At 67.0% G+C, this 18,972-nt stretch carries 12 protein-coding genes; all 12 read left to right on the top strand.

From position 1 onward, the window contains the following. The first annotated feature begins 3 nt into the window (after positions 1-3). The 12 genes from rnc (at position 4) to ACFWQC_RS04350 (ending at position 18,834) form a co-directional block, all read left to right on the top strand. Positions 4-699 (top strand): ribonuclease III, encoded by a 696-nt coding sequence (gene rnc / locus ACFWQC_RS04405; protein WP_378673771.1) that lies wholly within the window; start codon positions 4-6, stop codon positions 697-699. Continuing rightward, the gene (mutM, locus tag ACFWQC_RS04400) at positions 700-1,566 is read left to right on the top strand and encodes a bifunctional DNA-formamidopyrimidine glycosylase/DNA-(apurinic or apyrimidinic site) lyase (RefSeq protein WP_378673595.1); all 867 of its coding nucleotides are present in this window, start codon (positions 700-702) and stop codon (positions 1,564-1,566) included. Between the two features lie 444 nt (positions 1,567-2,010). Beyond that, on the top strand, positions 2,011-3,084 hold the full coding sequence (locus ACFWQC_RS04395) for a glycosyltransferase family 8 protein (protein WP_378673592.1): 1,074 nt from the start codon (positions 2,011-2,013) through the stop codon (positions 3,082-3,084). A gap of 99 nt (positions 3,085-3,183) precedes the next feature. Continuing rightward, on the top strand, positions 3,184-7,320 hold the full coding sequence (locus ACFWQC_RS04390) for a glycosyltransferase (RefSeq protein WP_378673590.1): 4,137 nt from the start codon (positions 3,184-3,186) through the stop codon (positions 7,318-7,320). A 17-nt stretch (positions 7,321-7,337) separates the two neighbouring features. Further along, on the top strand, positions 7,338-9,476 hold the full coding sequence (locus tag ACFWQC_RS04385; RefSeq protein WP_378673587.1) for an acyltransferase family protein: 2,139 nt from the start codon (positions 7,338-7,340) through the stop codon (positions 9,474-9,476). Next, on the top strand, positions 9,473-10,321 hold the full coding sequence (locus ACFWQC_RS04380; protein ID WP_378673584.1) for an FkbM family methyltransferase: 849 nt from the start codon (positions 9,473-9,475) through the stop codon (positions 10,319-10,321). Before ACFWQC_RS04385 ends, ACFWQC_RS04380 begins: the two co-directional genes overlap by 4 nt. Positions 10,322-10,359: 38 nt before the next feature. Next, on the top strand, positions 10,360-11,559 hold the full coding sequence (locus tag ACFWQC_RS04375) for a glycosyltransferase family 2 protein (protein WP_378673581.1): 1,200 nt from the start codon (positions 10,360-10,362) through the stop codon (positions 11,557-11,559). Between the two features lie 85 nt (positions 11,560-11,644). Continuing rightward, positions 11,645-12,448 (top strand): DUF6576 domain-containing protein, encoded by an 804-nt coding sequence (locus tag ACFWQC_RS04370; RefSeq protein ID WP_378673578.1) that lies wholly within the window; start codon positions 11,645-11,647, stop codon positions 12,446-12,448. A gap of 182 nt (positions 12,449-12,630) precedes the next feature. Further along, positions 12,631-12,828, top strand: coding sequence for a hypothetical protein (locus tag ACFWQC_RS04365; protein WP_141803713.1), 198 nt, complete (start codon positions 12,631-12,633; stop codon positions 12,826-12,828). Positions 12,829-13,091: 263 nt separating this feature from the next. Then, entirely contained in the window at positions 13,092-14,207 is a 1,116-nt protein-coding gene (locus ACFWQC_RS04360; RefSeq protein WP_378673574.1) for a polysaccharide pyruvyl transferase family protein, read from the top strand. A gap of 171 nt (positions 14,208-14,378) precedes the next feature. Continuing rightward, complete coding sequence (gene smc, locus ACFWQC_RS04355) at positions 14,379-17,918, top strand: chromosome segregation protein SMC (RefSeq protein WP_378673571.1); 3,540 nt, start codon at positions 14,379-14,381, stop codon at positions 17,916-17,918. Positions 17,919-18,069: 151 nt separating this feature from the next. Then, a complete protein-coding gene (locus ACFWQC_RS04350) occupies positions 18,070-18,834 on the top strand; it encodes a hypothetical protein (RefSeq protein ID WP_378673568.1) in 765 nt (254 codons plus the stop codon). The last annotated feature ends 138 nt before the right edge of the window (positions 18,835-18,972 follow it).

Here is an 18,972-nt window from a genome sequence, read left to right as displayed (position 1 = left end):
CTCCTGACCAACTACGCCGAGCTTCGCAAAGCGCTCGGGGATCCGATCCTGGACCCCGAGCTGCTTGAGCGTTCGCTCACTCACCGGTCCTACGCCTACGAGAACGGTGGCCTGCCCACCAACGAGCGCCTGGAGTTCCTTGGCGACTCGGTGCTCGGCGTCGTGGTCACCGAGACCCTGTATCGCATCCATCCCGACCTGCCCGAGGGCAAGCTGGCCAAGTTGCGGGCGGCAGTTGTGAACGCCCGCGCCCTGGCCGAGGTCGGTCAGGCCATCGGCCTCGGCCAGCACATCAAGCTGGGCCGTGGCGAGGAGGCCACCGGTGGGCGCGAGAAGGCGTCGATCGTCTCCGACACCGTCGAAGCGGTGATCGGAGCGGTCCACCTCTCGGGTGGCATCGAGGTCTCCACCGTCCTCGTCCACCGACTCTTCGATCCCCTCATCGAGGCGGCCTCCGACCTCGGCGCCGGGCTCGACTGGAAGACCTCCCTGCAGGAGCTCGCCGCCGAGCGTGCCCTCGGTGTGCCCGAATACGTCATCACCGACGAGGGCCCCGACCACATGAAGACCTTCACCGCGAAGGTCCGAGTCGGCGAGCAGCTCTACGGCAACGGCGTCGGCCGCTCCAAGAAGGAGGCCGAGCAGGCCGCCGCGGAGACGGCCTACGGCGAGATCCAAGCGGCAGCCGCTTCAGCCTAGATGCCTGAGCTCCCCGAGGTCGAGGTCGTACGCGCCGGCCTCGAGCGCCACGTACTCGGCGCGAGGATCATCGCCGTCGAGGTCCTGCACCCCAGGCCCGTACGCCGCCACCTCGCCGGTTCCTCGGCCTTCGCCGAGGAGCTGAGGGGCCGCGTCCTCGTCGGCGCCCGCCGCCGCGGTAAGTATCTGTGGCTTCCGCTGGACTCGGGTGACGCCCTCATGGCCCACCTCGGGATGAGCGGCCAGATGCTCGTCCAGCCGCCGGAGTCGCCTGACGAGCGGCACCTGCGCGTCCGGATCCGTCTCGACGGCGCCGCCGAAGGGCGCGAACTCCGTTTCGTTGACCAGCGCATGTTCGGCGGCCTCTCGATCAGCCCCGGGGGAGCCGAGCTCCCGCCCGAGATCGCCCACATCGCCCCCGACCCGCTCGAGGCGGCCTTCGATGCGGAGGCGGTCGTGGCCCGCGTACGCCGCTCCTCCAGCGGCATCAAGCGGATCCTGCTCAACCAGAGCGTGATCAGCGGCGTCGGCAACATCTACGCCGACGAGGCCCTCTGGCGTGCCAAGCTGCACGGCGAACGGCCAGGGGACCGGCTGACCGGCCCGAAGGTGCGCGAGCTGCTCGGTCACGTACGCGACGTGATGACCGAGGCGCTGTCCCAGGGCGGCACCTCCTTCGACGCGCTCTACGTCAACGTGAACGGCGAGTCGGGCTACTTCGAGCGGTCGCTCGCTGCGTACGGACGTGAGGGCGAGCCCTGCGACCGGTGCGGTGCCCCGATGCGCCGCACCGCCTTCATGAACCGCTCCTCCTACTTCTGCCCCGCCTGCCAGCCGGCACCTCGAGTCCGCCGAATCCAGGGATAAATAGTCCATCTGGGCTATTGCTCACGGCCCTTTCGCGGCCGCGAATATTGCAGGCCTGTGACGCTTCCGAAAATCGTCGACGAAAGTTAAGTGATCCGCATTCGGTTGGGTTAATCTCTCGGTCGTTCGTCCTGGGTGCAGCTCTGCACCAGCCGGGGGGCAGCAGACGACACACCGCCTTGTTCGGGCTGGCGGTTTTCCGGGTGGCGACGTGGTCATCCGGATCTCGGGGAAGACAAACCACGGCCCACCATACCGGCACAGGCGTGAACCACACGCCCGCGCCATCGGGGTCGGTCAACAGCTCGACAAGGACAACAGGTGGCTCCCCACAAGCTCGCCGTATCCGATCATGCGCCCACAACGCGCCCGCAGGATCTGGAACTACCGCAACCCCGCGTAGCCAACGCTCAAGACGAGCAGACTCGCACCATCCCGGTCGCCATGGCCGCCGACCTCAACTACGCCAAGCCCATGTCGGTGGCGATCACGTCGCTGTTGGAGAACTCCGGGACCGACACCAGCTACGACCTCAGGATCATGGTGGCGGAGGAGTACCCGGCGGACGTATGCGACCAGATCCTCAGCTTCGAAAATCGTTATCCAGGCAACACGATCACGTTCGTCGTCGTGGACGGCTTCGCCGACGTCAAGGTGAGCACGTCGCACCTGACCGCACCTGCGTACTTCCGGCTCAAGCTCCCTGACCTCTTCCCAGACATCGACAAGATCATCTATCTCGACGTCGACACGGTTATCGAGAGCGATCTGTCGCCGCTCTACGCGCAGGACGTGCAGGACGTCTATGTCGCCGCGGTGCCGGCTGCCGTCTACCACCTCCGGTCGCCAGAGGCGGCCCGGGCGATGGGCATCCCGTCATTCGACCGCTACGTCAACTCCGGTGTCATGGTGATGAACCTGGAGAAGATGCGTGAGGACGGCCTTGTCGAGGAGTTCCTCGAGCTCTCCGCCAAGGAGTTCGACTCCGACGATCAGGACATCATCAACATCGTTTGCTACGACGGCCTCCGCCATCTTCCGCTCCGCTTCAACCTGATGACGAAGTACGGTCCCAAGAACGTCGAGGAGTTCTGGAGCAGACCGGCCGTCCAGCGGGTCTGGTCCCGCGACGAGTACGACGAGGCGATGAGCTCGCCGGTCATCATCCACTTCGCGGACAAGCGGAAGCCGTGGATGGATGTCTCGGCCGACTTCGCAGAACGATGGTGGCAGTACGCGGCGATGAGCCCGATGTGCACCGAGATCGTGGCCACTTATCTCGCCGACGCGGTCGCCGAGGCGGCCGGGGCCGCCTCGACCGTCCGCAAGCGGCTGCGAAATCGGGTGGTCACCCTCGAGCAGGAGCTCCAGGGCCGTGATCAGGAGCTCGCCGACACCCGCGGCTCGGTGTCCTTCAAGATCGGCTCCCTGATGACGTCCGGACCTCGCGTCATCCGCAACTCGCTCAAGCGAGATGTCCGCCCGCCACAGCCCCGAGCCCGCGTCGTCGAGAAATAGCCCGGCGCTGCGGCGCGCCGTGAGCCGGCTCGATCGCGAAACCAGACCAAACGCGGGACCGCCCGCACTGTCGTCACCCCAGAAACACAAGGAGGAACCATGCCTGCCGGTATGGGCGAGCAGCCGACCAACAAGCTCGGGCTGCGTCATCGGATGGTGCGCGTCGCGGAAGTGGACGGCGAACATAAGCTGGTGCTGTTCGGTCGTCCGACCAGTGGCGGTCCCGTGCTGTCCCGCTACACCCGGCTCCTGGACCGACAGTCGGGTCTGAACGCGAAGATCGAGCGTCTGCGCGCTCGGCTGGGCGAGCCTGCGGGGGACGAGCCGGAGACCGGGCGGCCGTACTTTCTCAAGCCCGAAAGTGTCGAGCGGCTGAGCGTCGAGGAGATGGTCGAGACCCTGGCCGCGTATGACGTCGTCTCGTTCGACGTCTTCGACACGACGCTGTACCGAGCGGTGGAGTTCCCGAAGGATGTCTTCCGGATCCTGGGATCGAGGCTCGGCATCGACCGATTCCCGAGTATCCGCAAGCAGGCGGAGGACCACGCGCGTCGGGAGAACGACAACCACAAGGGGTCCCGAGAGGTCACCCTCCGTGAGATCTACGCCGTGATGGAGGAGCGTTACGGCGCGGATCCGGAGTGGGAGATGCTCGAGCGGGACCTCGAGATCGAGCTGGCCGAAGCGAACCCGTACATCAAGGAGGTCTTCGATCGGCTGCTCGCCCAGGGCAAGCCCATCGTGTTCACCTCCGACATGTACCTCCCGCGGGAGGTCATCGAGGAGATGCTCGTCCGCAACGGGTTCGCGGGCTACGAGAAGATCTACCTGTCGAACGAGTACCTCCGCCGTAAGGGCGACGGCACCCTGCAGCAGGTCCTCCTGGAGTATTACGGCAGCGAGACGTCGATCGTCCACGTCGGCGACAATCTCGAGGCAGACGTCGAGCAGTCCGAACGAGTCGGTCTTCCGGCCGTGTACAACCAGGACCAGCGAAGGTTCGTTCGGGAGCCGTACATGGAGACGCTCGCGGGCAGCTTCTACGGGGCTGCCCTCAACAACTCGATCGGCTCCGGCACCTGGACCGAAGGCCTGCACTACACGCACGGCTACCGTGTCGGCGGCGTTCTGGCCGCGGGCTTCTGCGAGTTCCTCGAGTCGGTCGTACGCGAGAAGGGCATCGACCGGATCCTGTTCTGCGGGCGCGACTGCGACGTGATCTCGCGTGTCTACGACCGTTTCTACGGCAGCGCGGACGGCGTCTACATCGACATCTCCCGCTACGCGGCCGCCGGGATCACGCTCGACCTGAACTTCGACGACTTCGTCGGACGCTCCTTCTTCCGCTGGTTCAAGGAGTCCAACAACACCAAGACCATCGAGCAGCTCCTGATCGACACCGGGTTCGACTACCTGCTGCCGTACCTCGACAAGGCAGACATCGAGCGGTTCCTGTTCCCGGCCAGCGCCACTCGGCGACGTCTGGAGCAGTTCTTCTGGGACCACAAGCACGTCATCGAGGAGCACAACCGCACCAGCGTCGACGCGGCGAAGGAGTACTTCGGCGCGGCCGTCGGCGATGCCAAGCGGGTTCTGATCGTCGACATCGGCTGGAGCGGCACCTGCATCACCGCCCTTCGACACTTCTTCCGCACCGCGTTGGCTGACCGCGCTCTCGAGGTCTCCGGCGCTCTGATGTGCACGAGCCGCACGGAACAGGTCACCGACACGGTCTCTGACGGCTTCATCAGCGCATATGCCTACTCGCCGACGGCAAACCTGGACCTCGCGAGGTTCATGATGCCCGGCGGACCGAACGCGGCGCGCAAGACGGACCTGCTGCACCACCCGCTCGAGTATCTGTTCACCGAGGTTGCCTCCAGCGTTGTGGGTTACGGGTTCGAGGAAGGCCGGGCTGTCGCCGTCCGTGGGAACAACGCTCCGCGCAACGTCGAGCAGATCACCGAGATGCAGCGCGGGATCGTCGACTTCGTCGAGGCATACTTGGCCCGCTCCAAGAACTACCGGGACATCCGCCCGATCTCTCCCTATGTCGCGTTCAATCCGTTGAAGGCGGCGATCGAGAACGAGTCGTACTCCTACGACGTCTACAAGGACTTCCTCTACGACGCCACACCAGCTCTGTTCGGCGAGGAGACGCATACCGAGCGATTCGGTGACCTGTTCGACCTCGGTGGGCCGATCCAGGCGCTCGAGCCTGTTGCCGCATCGGAGGACTCCGCTCAGGTCTCGCGGTCGCGCCGCATCGTGTTCGTGTCCCCGGAGATGACCTACACCGGCACGCCCCGAAGTCTGCACCGGATGTGCAAGGTCGCGATGTCCCTGGGGTACGAGCCGGTGGTCTGGACCGCGAAGCCGGGTCCCTTCTCGAAGGAGTTCGCAGCTCTTGGCATCTCCGTGAAGGTGATGCGCGCCGGCCAGCTGGGTCCGAAGCGGATCAACAAGCTCATCGAGAGTGGCGTCGAGCTCGTCGTCTGCAACACGGTGGCGACGGACGACTACGTGCGCGTACTGGAGGGCAGGATCCCGCTCGTCTGGTACGTCCGTGAGGCGACCAACCTTCCTGACTTCTTCGCCGCGGCCCCGGAGCGTCAGGAGACGCTTCGCCAGAGCCGCAGCATCTGTGTGGTCAGCGAGTACGCCGCGGCAGCCGTCGCCGAGCACGCCGAAGGGCCTGTCGAGGTGGTGCGTAACAGCGTCGTCGACGTCTCGGCGTACGCACAGCCGTACGAGATCGCCGCCGGCGGCAAGTTCAGGTTCGTCCAGCTCGGCACCATCGAGCACCGCAAGGGATTCGACGTCTTCATCGCCGCCTACAAGGCCATGCCAGAGGAGTATCAGGCTCGCGCAGAGCTGCACTTCGCAGGTGGGTTCATCAACAGTGGTACGTCGGTCAGCTCCTACGTGTTCGGCCAGATCGCAGATGAGGAGAACATCCACTACCACGGTGTGATCTCCGACGAGCGAAAGAAGATCGAGCTCCTTTCACAGATGGACACCGTGGTCGTCGCGTCGCGCGACGAGTCGTGCTCCCTGGTCGCACTCGAGGGAGCGATGCTGTCCAAGCCCTTGATCGTGACGGAGAACGTCGGCGCCAAGTACATGGTCAGCGACGCGAACGGCCTGGTGGTCGACACCGGCGACGTGATGTCCCTCCGCGACGCCTTCATGGCCATGATGGACAAGAAGTCCTCGACGCTCGAGAAGATGGGCAACGCGTCCCGCCAGGCGTATGACGAGCGGGCCAGCATGGATGCGTACACCAAGGACCTCGGAGCTCTCTTCGAGCGCCGGATCGCCGCTGGTGCCGGCCGTAGGATCCAGCCGGTCACGACGAAGGCTGAGCGTCGCCGTGGAAGAGTCCCTTCAACCACCCGGGACGTGGTGGTGTCACTGACCTCGATTCCTCACCGGATGCTCACCATCGGCCGGTGCATCGACTCTCTCGTGGAGCAGACGAAGCGGCCCGACAAGGTGCTCCTGTGGCTCTCCACCGAGAACTTCCCCAACCGCGAGGCCGATGTCCCGAACGAGGTCCTGGAACGTCAGGACGACTGCTTCCAGATCCACTGGGTCGACGGCGACATCGCGCCGCACAAGAAGTACTTCTACGCGGTGCAGGCGTATCCCGACGCACTCGTCGTCACCGTCGATGATGACGTCGTCTACGACGAGAACCTCGTCGAGACCCTGTACGAGGGCCACCTGGCGAACCCGCAGGCCATCATCTGCCAGCGAGCCAACCTGGTCATGTTCCGGCCGGACGGCACCCTTCGCTCCTACGACGGGTGGGTCTACGACTGCAACTACCTGCGCGGAAAGGCGAGCTACCAGCTCCTTCCGACGGGGATCGGCGGGGTGCTCTACCCGCCGCGCTCGCTGCCCACAGCGACATTCGACCTCGAGGCGATCTCTGAGACCGCGCTGTACGCAGACGACCTCTGGCTCAAGGCGATGGCGACCGCCAACGGCTACCCGGTCTGGATGCCGCGCGAGCGCGCCGGCTACCAGCAGATCCAGGAGGCCCAGACCGTCGCACTGTGGCGTCGCAACGCGTTCCAGGGCAACAACGACCTCGTGCTGGAGAAGGTGTTCGACCATCTCGAGCATGGCGTGGGAGTCTCCCGCGATGCCTTGCTGCAGCGCATCCGAGGTGTCGCGGACGACGGTCGCGTGATCGGCCCTGACGACGTCGACACGGCGCCGCTGATCTAGCCGGACCGTACCTAGTCATGTCTTCGTTCAGACGGCTCGATATCCAGGGCCTGCGCGCACTGGCCGTGGGCCTCGTCATCGCCGGTCACGCCGGGGTGCCAGGTACCCCTGGCGGATTCATCGGAGTCGACGTCTTCTTCGTCATCTCGGGGTTCCTGATCACGGGCCTGCTCCTGCGCGAGATCGACCGCGACGGTCGCGTGAGCATCTCCAGGTTCTACGTCCGGCGTGCGCTCCGGATCCTCCCGGCCGCGACGGTGACGATGGTCTCGGTTCTGGTGGCCAGCGCGCTCCTGCTTCCGGAACACCGGACTGAGTCCATCGCCGGCGACTCGGTGTGGTCGGCGGCTTTCATGGCGAATATCCACTTCGCGCTGGATGCGGTCGACTACTTCAACACCGAGGCGCCGTCACCGCTGCAGCATTACTGGTCTCTTTCGGTAGAGGAGCAGTTCTACGTGGTGTGGCCGCTGGCGGTGCTCGTGGCTGTGCTGCTGGTCCGGGCGTCGTCGACCAGGGCCTCGGCCACCGCCGTGATCGCGACGATGGCAGCGACTGTTGTCGTCGCATCCGTCGCTTGGTCGATCTACGCCACAGCAATCAGCCCCGCGACCTCGTACTTCTCGACGTTCGCGCGTGCCCACGAGCTCGCCCTCGGAGCGCTCCTCGCCTGCTTGCTCAGGCGACGCGGGCCATTGAACCGACATGTCGCAGCGGTCCTCGGCCTGCTGGGTGCCGGCGCGCTGGTGTTCGCTGCTGTCACCTTCAGCGAACACCTTCCGTTCCCGGGCGCACTGGCCCTGGTTCCGGTGATCGGCGCTGCAGCACTTCTTGTTGCGGGTCCGGAAACACCGACGGGCAGGATCCTCTCTGTTGCGCCGTTGAGGTACCTCGGAGATCTCTCGTACTCTTTGTACCTGTGGCACTGGCCGGTGCTCATCCTGGTGCCCGAGCTGCTGCCTGGCGGTGGCTGGTCAGTGGCACTGGGTGAGATCGTGCTGGTGCTCGTGCTGTCGATGGCGAGCTACCACTGGATCGAGCAGCCATTCCTGCAGCGACGACTCCCGGTGTTCAGGGGCGGACCCCGGACGCTGGTGCTGTGGCCGGCCGCCTTGGTGATCGCGCTGGTCGCAGGACTCGGCGCGCAGACCTACTCCGGGTTTCGTGCCGACCAACGTGCGGTAGCGGCCGAGGCATGGTTCCAGAGCGACGATGCGGCGTACGCCGTCGATGAGAGTGCGCCCCTGCGTGCGCAGCTTCGCGCGGCCCTGGGGCTTGCCGACAGGGGTGCGCCGGTTCCGCCAGGCATGGCTGTCGATGTCGACGATGTTTGGGCTAGGAGCGGCTATGGGTGTGCCGCGACGTACGGGGAAACGGCTTCGCGCTACTGCGTCTACGGCGACGCGAAGGCTGATCGAGTCGTTGCCGTTGTCGGCGACTCGCACGCAGGCATGTGGCTGCCGGCCTTGGATGTGATCGCCCAGCGAGAGCGGGTACGGCTCGTTGCCATCATCAAACACTCGTGCCCGACGTGGGACGTTGCCACGACCAGCGACGAAATGCCTGACGCGGAGTGCGACACGTTCCGTGAGTGGACGATGCGGCGGCTGGCGAAGATCCAGCCCGACACCATCATCGTCGGCACCAGAGCCGGGCTGAAGTCGCATCCAGGTGACCCCAGGGACCTCGGGGAGCAGTGGGAGACCGGAGTGAGGAGCGTTGTTGATCGGCTGACGGGGATATCGGCGGATGTGCGGGTTCTGGCTGATATCCCCTCGCGGCCGGATCCTGCCGACTGCCTCGCGTCGGCCGACCGGCTTGAGGAGTGTGTGACCGTAGCCGCCGGTGTCGAGGTGGAACGCAACCAGTTGACCCGGCGTGCAGTCGAGGGGACCGATGCTCGTTTCGTTCCGACGGTCGACCTGATGTGTAACCGACGCTGCCCGCTGGTCGTTGGAGAATCGATCCTCTACCAGGATCTGAACCACGTAACGGCGAGTTGGGCGAAGCATGTGGGCGAGGACCTCGCCGAGCGGCTCGGCCCGCTCGAACACATCGAGATGACTTGTAGTGACGCCTCGTCGAAAGAGTCTGCCCCGCAGTCCCATAGGCCAGCTGGGGTCCATCCTTGCGCTGCGAAAGAGATCGACGAATGACTGACGGCATGACATCCCCGGCTCAGATGACGAAGCTCGAGGTCGCCGAGTGGAGCTACACGGTCTGTGTGCCACACGCAGAGACCGACTACATCCAGTCGAACCTGGTACGCACCAGCCGCCCCTATGAGGAACAGATGCTCGAGGCGATGGTCGCTGCTCTCGAGCCGGGCGACCTCGTGGTCGATGTCGGGGCGAACATCGGCAACCACACCCTCTACCTAGCCGTGGTCGGAGGGCTCCACGTCGTCGCGTACGAGCCGAACCCCGAGCTGGTCGAGGGAATCACCGCCAGCGTCGAGGCCAACGACCTCGGTGAACGTGTCGTCGTCCGCGATGTCGGCGTCCACGCCAGGTCCGCGCGCGGCACGTTGGCGGACCTCGACGCGACGAATCTGGGGGCGCAGTCGGTCGCAGTCGCCGACGACGAGGGCGACTTCGCGGTCGTTGCTCTCGACGACGAGCAGTTTCCGACCCGCGTGGCGGCGCTCAAGATCGACGTCGAAGGGGCCGAGATAGATGTGCTTCATGGCGCGGCCGAGCTCATCGCCCGCGATCGCCCTCTCCTGTACGTCGAGTGTGGAACGCTGGCGGGATACCAGAAGGTCTCCCCATGGATGAGCCGGATGGGCTACGCCCAGACAGGCACCTACAACCTCACTCCGACCCATGTCTTCCGGCCCGCCACAGGGACATCCGAGGAGGCAGAGGTGGTGGCGGCGCTGGTGGCGGCGACCGAGGAGATCTACGGCCTCAACGCGTTGAAGCGGTCGCTCCGCGACCGGATCAACGAGTACGAGCAGCGGGATCGGCAGCTCGCCGAAGAGAAGGACCTCCCGCTGTGAGAGCTGCTCGGATGCGCTCCGTAGGGGAACGGACCGGCATGACGGACTGGCGCCATCGGACCGGGGCCGGGGTCCGCCGGGCCAGGGGACTGCTGCGTGGCAGGCCGACGCTCAGCGTGGTCGTGCCGGTCTACAACGTGGCCGAGTACGTCGAGAAGAGCCTGCGTAGCATCTTGGACCAGCCGCGGAGCGAGATCTCGAAGCTCGAGGTGATCGTCGTCGACGACGGCTCGACCGACGGGTCGGCGCAGATCCTGCGGCGACTTGCCGCGGAGGAGTCCTGCATCACCGTCATCACCCAGCCGAACTCGGGGGTGTCGAGAGCGCGCCACACCGGGATCGACGTGGCGACCGGCGAGCTGCTGACGTTCGTCGACCCCGACGACACCCTTCCGCACGATGCGTGGTCGGCGATGGTGCGGTCGCTGCGGCGTACGGGGTCGGACTTCGCGGTCGGTGCGGCAGAGCGGGTCGCGGTAGAGGGCGGGGTGGAACGCCGGTTCATGACACCGCTGATGCGCCGCAACCACGCCGAGGAACGGCTCAGGTGCCGGATCGAGGACGCACCGTTGATGCTCGCCGACATCTTCGTGTGGAACAAGATCTTCCGGCGGTCGTTCTGGACGGAGAACGCGATCGCCTTCCCCGAGCGCACGCGCTACCAGGACCAGGTCGCCCTCACCCAGGTGTTCCTCGCCGCGGATTCTTTCGACGTCATGACGGAGATCGTCTACGACTGGCAGGTCCGCTCCGACCGGTCCTCGGCGACGCAGCGGCGTGCGCAGATCGCGAACCTCGTCGAGCGGATCGACACCAAGCGCCAGACCGTCGAGCTCGTACGCGCGGCCGGCTCGGCGAAGCTCATGGAGACCCTGCTCGTCGAGGTCTTGCCGATCGACATGTGGGAGCACTTCCGCGCGGCCGTCCACCCCGACACCGAGGACCCGAGCCGCTACTGGAAGCTGCTGCGCGGCGCCGTCCTGGAGTTCTGGTACGACGCCGGGGTTCCGTTCGAGAACACGGCGGTCCCACGTGCTCAACGGCTGATGGCGTGGCTGGTCGCCCAGGACCGGGCCGAGGACCTCGTCGCGCTGATCGCGATGATCGACAGGTACGGCGCGCGGGCGGCCTTTCGGCAGCATCCGTGGCGCAACGATCCGGCGCTGCCCCCAGATCTGGGCAACATCGAGAAGGTCGGTGGGAGTGCCCTGCTGACGCGGCAACCAATGCGTGGATAGGCTCGGCCCCGTGCGAGAACGTTTCCGGTTGACCCCAGGCGGTCGTTACCCCCACGAGCCTTGGTTCCACATCGGTTCATTGGGGGTGACCACGACGTGGCTCGTGGTCTTCGCGAGCATCGTCGGGCTGATTCTCTTCGCCGTGATGGGCGGCCAGGGTGTGCTGGCCGGGCTGGCTCTGATCCAGCCCAACCTCGCCGAGCTCAAGCTGTGGACGCTGTTCACCTGGCCGTTCGCCTACCCGCAGTTCAGCATCTTCGACGTCCTGGCGATCTTCTTCTTCTGGTACTTCGGCTCCGACCTCGAGCGCAACGAGCTCGGCAAGGTTCGGTTCGCCTGGCTGCTGGTGGCGTTCACCGGGGTGCTCTCGTTCCTAGCTGTCCTCTTCGGCGCTGTGCTGGACCCGACGTACGTTCTCGCCGGTCTCGGGATGCTCGAGATGATGGTGGTGCTGCTGTGGATCGCGCAGTGGCCCGACCGGATGTTCATGTTCAACATCCCGGCCTGGCTCTTCGGCGTGATCCTCGTCGGCATCCAGCTGATCCAGTACCTCGGCTACCGCAGCTGGGTGATGCTGCTGGTCTTCGTCGTCGGCCTCTTCGTCAACGCCTTCGTGGCGCGTCAGTTCGGGCTGCTCGACCGGTTCCCCTGGATCCTGCAGGTGGCCGGCGGCCCCGGCCAGCCGAAGCCCGCGAAGCCCGCCAAGGCCAAGAAGCGTAAGTCGGGCCCGACCGTGGTCACCGGTCCCTGGGAGTCCTCGACCGTCTCCAAGGACGACCAGCGGATGGACGAGCTCCTCGACAAGATCCACGCCGAGGGGGCCGACTCCCTGACCAGCAAGGAGAAGAAGGAGCTCATGCAGCTGCGGGAGCGCCGACGCCGCGGCTGATGCGGAAATCAGCCGAAGTTGAGTGCGATCCACTCAAATTTCGGCCGTATTCGCGGTGAATGCATGGTCGGAGGTCCCGGCTTTGGACGCGTGACGTTGACGCTTGTCGATAACGGTGTCACTCTTGTAGACGGCCCGGTATCGCGGGAACTTCTAGTGATTCCAACGAAGGAAACGTATTCATGGCGAAGGCGCTGATCGGTTACATGAGCAGCGACCTGCGGACTCCCGCCCACCTCACCGCCGAGAATGCTCGGTTGCGTGCGCGTGTGCGTGAGCTCGAGGATCTCGTTCTCACTCTGAAGACGGAGAACGACGCTCTGGTCGCGGCTCACACCGCAGACCTGGACACCTCGATGCAGGAGATGCAGCCCGCCTGACCTGCGGGCAACTCTGCAAGACACCACGAGCGAGAGCTATTCCGTGTTTCACGGCTAGCTTCGTTCAGGGGGAACCGACTCTGTAACTCAGGGTCGGTTTCGACCTCTTCGGGGTCTCGACAAGCTCGACCACCGAGGGTAGATGGTCGCCGAGCGTTCACCTCGGGTTCGGCCGATGGGCGTCGGGGACAACCCGGCGTCGCTACGCTCGCGCGGTTCGCCGCCGTCGGCGGCCCGTTTCGTGATCCCCCAGGAGCTCTCCGTTGTCCTCGTTGCGCCATCACCCGGTCCTGCGGTCCGCGGCTCGCCGCCTTCCCGACCCGCTCAAGGAGCAGATCAGGGCGGCGCTGGCCCGCCGTGAGCGAAGGGGCCGCAAGCCGGTCATCGGGCTCGCCGGGTTCTTCGGGGCGGGAAACTACGGCGACGAGCTGTTCCTGTCGGTCTACGAGCAGTACTTCGGCGAGGAGTTCGAGCTGCGGGTGCTGGCCGACAACATGACCAAGCCCTACTACGACCGGCCGCTGCCCGAGATCGTCGACGAGGTGGACGCCATCCTCATCGGGGGCGGCGACATCCTGCAGTCGTGGCAGGCGGACCCGCGCTACTTCAACCACAAGATGCTGGCCAAGCCCGTCTTCGTGGTCGGAGTCGGAGTGCCGATCTACCGCAACACCGAGATCAAGCCCCACATCATCGAGAGGCACAAGAAGTTCCTCGAGCACCCGAACGTGAAGTTCATCGGCGTCCGCGACCAGCCGACCGCCGACTGGATCCTCGAGAACATCTCCGCCGACCTCGACATCAAGGTCGCTCCTGACATGGTCTGCTCGCTGGACCTTCCCCCGGCGACCAAGCCCGAGGGGGCGCCGATCCTCGGCGTGGTCACCCGCTACCGGCCCAACCTGGACGAGCCTGACGACTACTCACGCGTCGAGGAGATGGCCGGCAAGGCGATCGCGGAGGGGTGGCGCGTACGTCACCTCATCCTCGGCACGATGGAGGTCGGTCGCCGCGACGTGGCCAACGCCGACGACCTCGACATCCCGGGCAAGGAGGTCGTCTACACCGAGGACCTCGACGAGCTCACCCGGGCGATCGGGGAGTGCACCGCGTTCGCGAGCATGAAGTTCCACGGCTCGGTGGTGGCCACGATGTACGGCGTGCCGTCGATCGTGATGATCGCGACCAACAAGAACCGCAACTACATGTTGCGCATCGGGCTGGAGGCCAACGTCTCCGCCTTCGACGCCCCCGACCTGGCCGAGCGGTTCACCGAGCGCGTCATCCCGGACCCCGAGGCAGTCGCCGGTCTGCGTACGGCCGCGGACGCCCACCTGCGAGAGCTGCGGGCCCAGGTGAAGCAGGTGCTGGGACTCTGACTCCGACTGCCGTGGGGGCCGAGGTCCCCAGATCGACAGACCCGGCGGGTTATCCTCGACCCGCTGGGGTTCCCCTGAGCAGCGGCGATTAGATTTGCTGGCTCACCTCAGCCACGCTGATGTGTTGCGAACTGTGTACGACCACGTGGTCCTGAGCCGGGGGAGAAGCCGATGTACCTCAAGCGTCTGACGCTGAAGGGTTTCAAGTCGTTCGCCTCCGCGACGACCCTCGAGCTCGAACCGGGGATCACCTGCATCGTCGGCCCCAACGGCTCGGGCAAGTCCAACGTCGTCGACGCGCTCGCCTGGGTCATGGGCGAGCAGGGCGCCAAGAGCTTGCGCGGCGGCAAGATGGAGGACGTCATCTTCGCCGGTACGGCCGGCCGCGCCCCGCTGGGCCGCGCCGAGGTCTCGCTGACGATCGACAACACCGACGGCGCGCTGCCGATCGAGTACGCCGAGGTCACCATCTCGCGCACGATGTTCCGCAACGGCGGCTCGGAGTACGCCATCAACGGCAGCCCGTGCCGGCTGCTCGACGTCCAGGACCTGCTGTCGGACTCCGGCATCGGCCGCGAGATGCACGTCATCGTCGGCCAGGGCCAGCTCGACACGATCCTGCGCGCGACCCCCGAGGACCGCCGCGGCTTCATCGAGGAGGCCGCCGGCGTCCTCAAGCACCGCAAGCGCAAGGAGAAGGCGCTGCGCAAGCTCGACTCCACGCAGGTCAACCTGGACCGGCTCCAGGACCTGCTCGTCGAGATCCGCCGCCAGCTCAAGCCGCTCGGCCGCCAGGCGGAGGTCGCCCGGCAGGCGCAGACGGTGCAGATGGACGTACGCGACGCCAAGGCCCGGATCTACGCCGACGACCTGGTCACCGCCAAGACCGAGCTCGACAAGGAGCTCGCCGACGAGGGTGCGCTGTTGGCCCGGCGTGCCGAGGTCGAGGAGACCATCACGGAGGGACGCGAGCAGGAAGCCGTGCTCGAGGCGGCGCTGCGCGAGGACCTGCCGGCGCTGGCCGCCGCCCAGGAGACCTGGTTCGCGCTGAACTCGCTGCGCGAACGGCTGCGCGGCACCCAGTCGCTGGCCTTCGAGCGGGTGCGCAACGCGGCCGGTTCCGAGGACCTGGAGGTGCGTCAGGGGCGCGATCCCGAGGAGCTCGAGGCCCAGTCCGAGGTGGCGCGCGAGCAGGAGGAGACCGCCGACGCCGAGGTCGAGGAGCTTCGCTACTCCCTCGAGGAGGCCGTCGAGTCTCGCAAGGAAGCGGAGGATGCCGCCGCCGAGGAGGAGCGTCGGGTCAAGGGGCTCGAGCGCGCCGCCGCCGACCGTCGCGAGGGGCTGGCCCGGTTGACCGGTCAGGTCAACGCGCTCAAGTCGCGGGCCGCTGCCGCAGATGACGAGGTCGGCCGCCTGACCGCCGCTCGCGAGGAGGCGCTGGCGCGCGCCGAGCGGGCACAGCGCGACTTCACCGCTCTGGAGACCAAGGTCGCCGGGCTGGACGCGGGGGAGGAGGGCCTCGACGCCGAGCACGAGGCCGCTGCCGCAGCGCTCGAGGACATCGAGGAGCGACTGGCCAAGCTGCAGGCCGAGGCCCAGCAGGCCGACCGTGACCGCTCCACCCTGGCCGCCCGCAAGGACGCGCTGGAGATGGGGCTGAACCGCAAGGACGGTGCCGGGGCGCTGCTCGGCTCCGACCTTCCGGGTGTGCTGGGGTCGGTCGCCTCGCTCCTGGCGGTCCGCTCCGGCTACGAGGCCGCGGTCGCCGCGGCGCTCGGGACCGCGTCGGACGCGGTCGTCGTCGAGTCCGCCGAGCGTGCCGTCGGCGCGATCGAGCACCTCAAGACCGAGGACCTCGGCCGGGCCGGGCTCCTTCTGGGCGGCTCACCCGAGGAGACCGGCGGCTGGCCGGCGCTGCCCGCCGGAGCCGAGTACGCGCTGGATGTGGTCGAGTGCCAGCCGGTGCTGCGGCCCGCGGTGGCGCGGCTGCTCGACAAGGTCGCGGTGGTCGAGGACCTCGCCACGGCCCGGGCGCTCGCGGCGGAGAACCCCGAGATCACCGCGGTGACCCGCGAGGGCGACCTGATCGGCGCCCATTTCGCCTCCGGCGGCTCCTCCAGCGTACCCAGCCTGATCGAGGTGCAGGCCGCGGTCGACGAGGCCACCGCCCAGCTCGCCGAGGCCCACGCGGTCTCAGAGCGCGCCACCTTCGAGACATCCCGGCTCGAGGCCGAGCGGCTGGCCGCGCAGAAGCGGGTCGACGTCGCCCTGGCCAAGCTGCACGAGTCCGACGCGACCCTGGCCGCCGTGGCCGAGGAGCTCGGCCAGTTCGGTGCGCAGTCACGCGCGGCACGCGGTGAGGCCGAGCGGCTGCTGGCCGCCGTCGAACAGGCGCAGGAAGCGCGTGAGAACGCCGTCGCCGGGCTCGCCGAGCTCGAGGAGCGCCTCGCGATGGCCGAGGAGGACCCCGAGGACGAGCCCGACGTCAGCGCCCGCGACGGGTTGGCCCAGGCGGCCCGCGACGCGCGACAGCGCGAGATGGACGCACGGTTGGCGCTGCGTACCTCCGAGGAGCGCGCCCGCGCGCTGGCCGGCCGTGCCGAGGGGCTGCTCCGCGCCGCTCGTCAGGAGCGCGAGCAGCGCGCCAAGGCGGCCGCCCGCCGTGAGCAGATGCGCCGCGAGGGCGAAGCCGCGCGAGCTGTCGGCACCGCGGTGGCGTACGCGCTGGACCGTCTCGAGGCCTCGGTGCAGCAGGCCGCTCGCGCCCGCACCGAGATCGAGGAGTCCCGCGCCGGACGCGAGCAGGCGCTGCGCGAGTGCCGCTCGCTGCTGCGCAACCTCGGCAAGGAGCTCGAGGAGCTGGTCAACTCCGTCCACCGCGACGAGATGGCCCGTGCCCAGCAGCGGATGCGGATCGAGCAGCTCGAGGAGCGGATCCTCGAGGAGCTCGGCCTCGACGCCGAGGCGATCGTGAAGGACTACGGACCCGACCAGCTGGTCCCGCAGCACCCCGACGAGGACGGCAACGAGCGCGAGCCGATCGCCTACGTCCGCGCCGAGCAGGCCAAGCGGCTCAAGATCGCCGAGAAGAACCTGCGTGCGCTGGGCAAGGTCAACCCCCTCGCCCTCGAGGAGTTCGCTGCCATGGAGGAGCGCCACAAGTTCCTCACCGAGCAGCTCGAGGACCTCAAGCAGACCCGCAAGGACCTCCTCGACATCGTCAAGGAGGTCGACAACCGCGTCGAGCAGGTCTTCACCGAGGCCTGGGAGGACGTACGTGTCGCCTTCGACCACGTCTTCGCGCGGCTCTTCCCGGGCGGTGAAGGTCGCCTGGTCCTCACTGATCCCGAGAACATGCTCACCACCGGCATCGAGGTCGAGGCCCGGCCGCCGGGCAAGAAGGTCAAGCGGCTCTCGCTGCTCTCCGGTGGCGAGCGGTCGCTGGTGGCCGTCGCGTTCCTGGTCTCGCTCTTCAAGGCGCGCCCCTCGCCGTTCTACATCCTCGACGAGGTCGAGGCCGCGCTCGACGACACCAACCTCGGCCGCCTCCTGGAGATCTACGAGGAGCTGCGCGAGTCCTCGCAGCTGCTCGTCATCACCCACCAGAAGCGCACCATGGAGGTCGGCGACGCCCTCTACGGCGTCACCATGCGCGGCGACGGCGTCACCACCGTCATCTCGCAGCGCCTCCGCGACGCCCAGCCCGCCTGAGTGTTCCCGCTCGTCGAGCCACGAGCGGCGAGCGAGTACGACGCTTGATCCTGAAGGGCCGACCAGCGGCGACTGCGAGACCGTCCTCAACATCGAGGAGGGCACGGCTGCACCGACCTCAAACGGCTGACTGGCATGCTTCGGTGAGCGCATGAGACCGGGACACCGCGGCGCACGCGCGCTCACCTCGGCCGCACTCGCCGGGTCAGGAGGTCTTGCCTACCTGGCAGCGTGGCAACGCTGGTCCGGGGTGTGCCCGCGTGGCGGCTTCGACGAACCTGCCTGCCTCAAGCGGCAGGACCACCTCTACGACTACCAGTTGCCGGCCAGCCCGTGGCAACCGATCGGGGATGCGGCTGAGCTCTACGGGCTCTCGGTCCTGTTGCTGGCCGTCGCGGCGTTCGCACTGCCGTTTCTGCTGATGCCCGCCTTTCGTCGCCTCATCCTGTGGCCGCTCGCCGTCATCCCGGCTGCCATGCTCGCCGGCATCGGCGTGCTGGTCTTGGCATCTGGGATCGCGGGCAGGCCGGTCACCGTTCCGGGCTTCTACCTGACGGCGCTCATTGTCGTTAACGTGCTGTGGCCCACCGCGCTGATCATTGCTACCGCGATCGCAGCGGGTGGGTACATCCCGACTGGACGGCCCGAGGCTTCCGAAGACCGGCCGTCCACAGCGCGGCCCGCGAGCATGGTGGTGACAGCGCTGCTGATCGCCGCGACGACTGTGCTGCCGACATACTTCCTCGTTGGTCCAATCGCTGCGGGCTATGTCTCCCACGACACAGCCCCCTGGACTGAAGCTCCCGCTGGCGCGCTCCTCGTCCTTGCCGCCATAGTCATGTGGCCGGCGACGACGCGTGTCACGGATCGGAAGTCGACCAACGGTGCGCAGCCTGAAACGGCGCGCGCGTCTTGATTGCTGCCAACGGCATTGGTTCATCTGGAAGCTCGGGCACCCGAGGTCAACAGCATCAAGCCGAGCGTTGCGGCTGTCCGCTGCGAGCAAGAACGTGTCTGGCTGACGCGAGCCGGCTCCCTGTCCGGCGGTGAAGGA

Source organism: Nocardioides sp. NPDC058538 (assembly GCF_042719275.1).
In the GTDB taxonomy this organism is placed as follows: Bacteria; Actinomycetota; Actinomycetes; order Propionibacteriales; family Nocardioidaceae; genus Nocardioides.
Note: the sequence above shows the minus strand (reverse complement) of the source record. Positions and strands in the feature narration are given on the sequence as shown.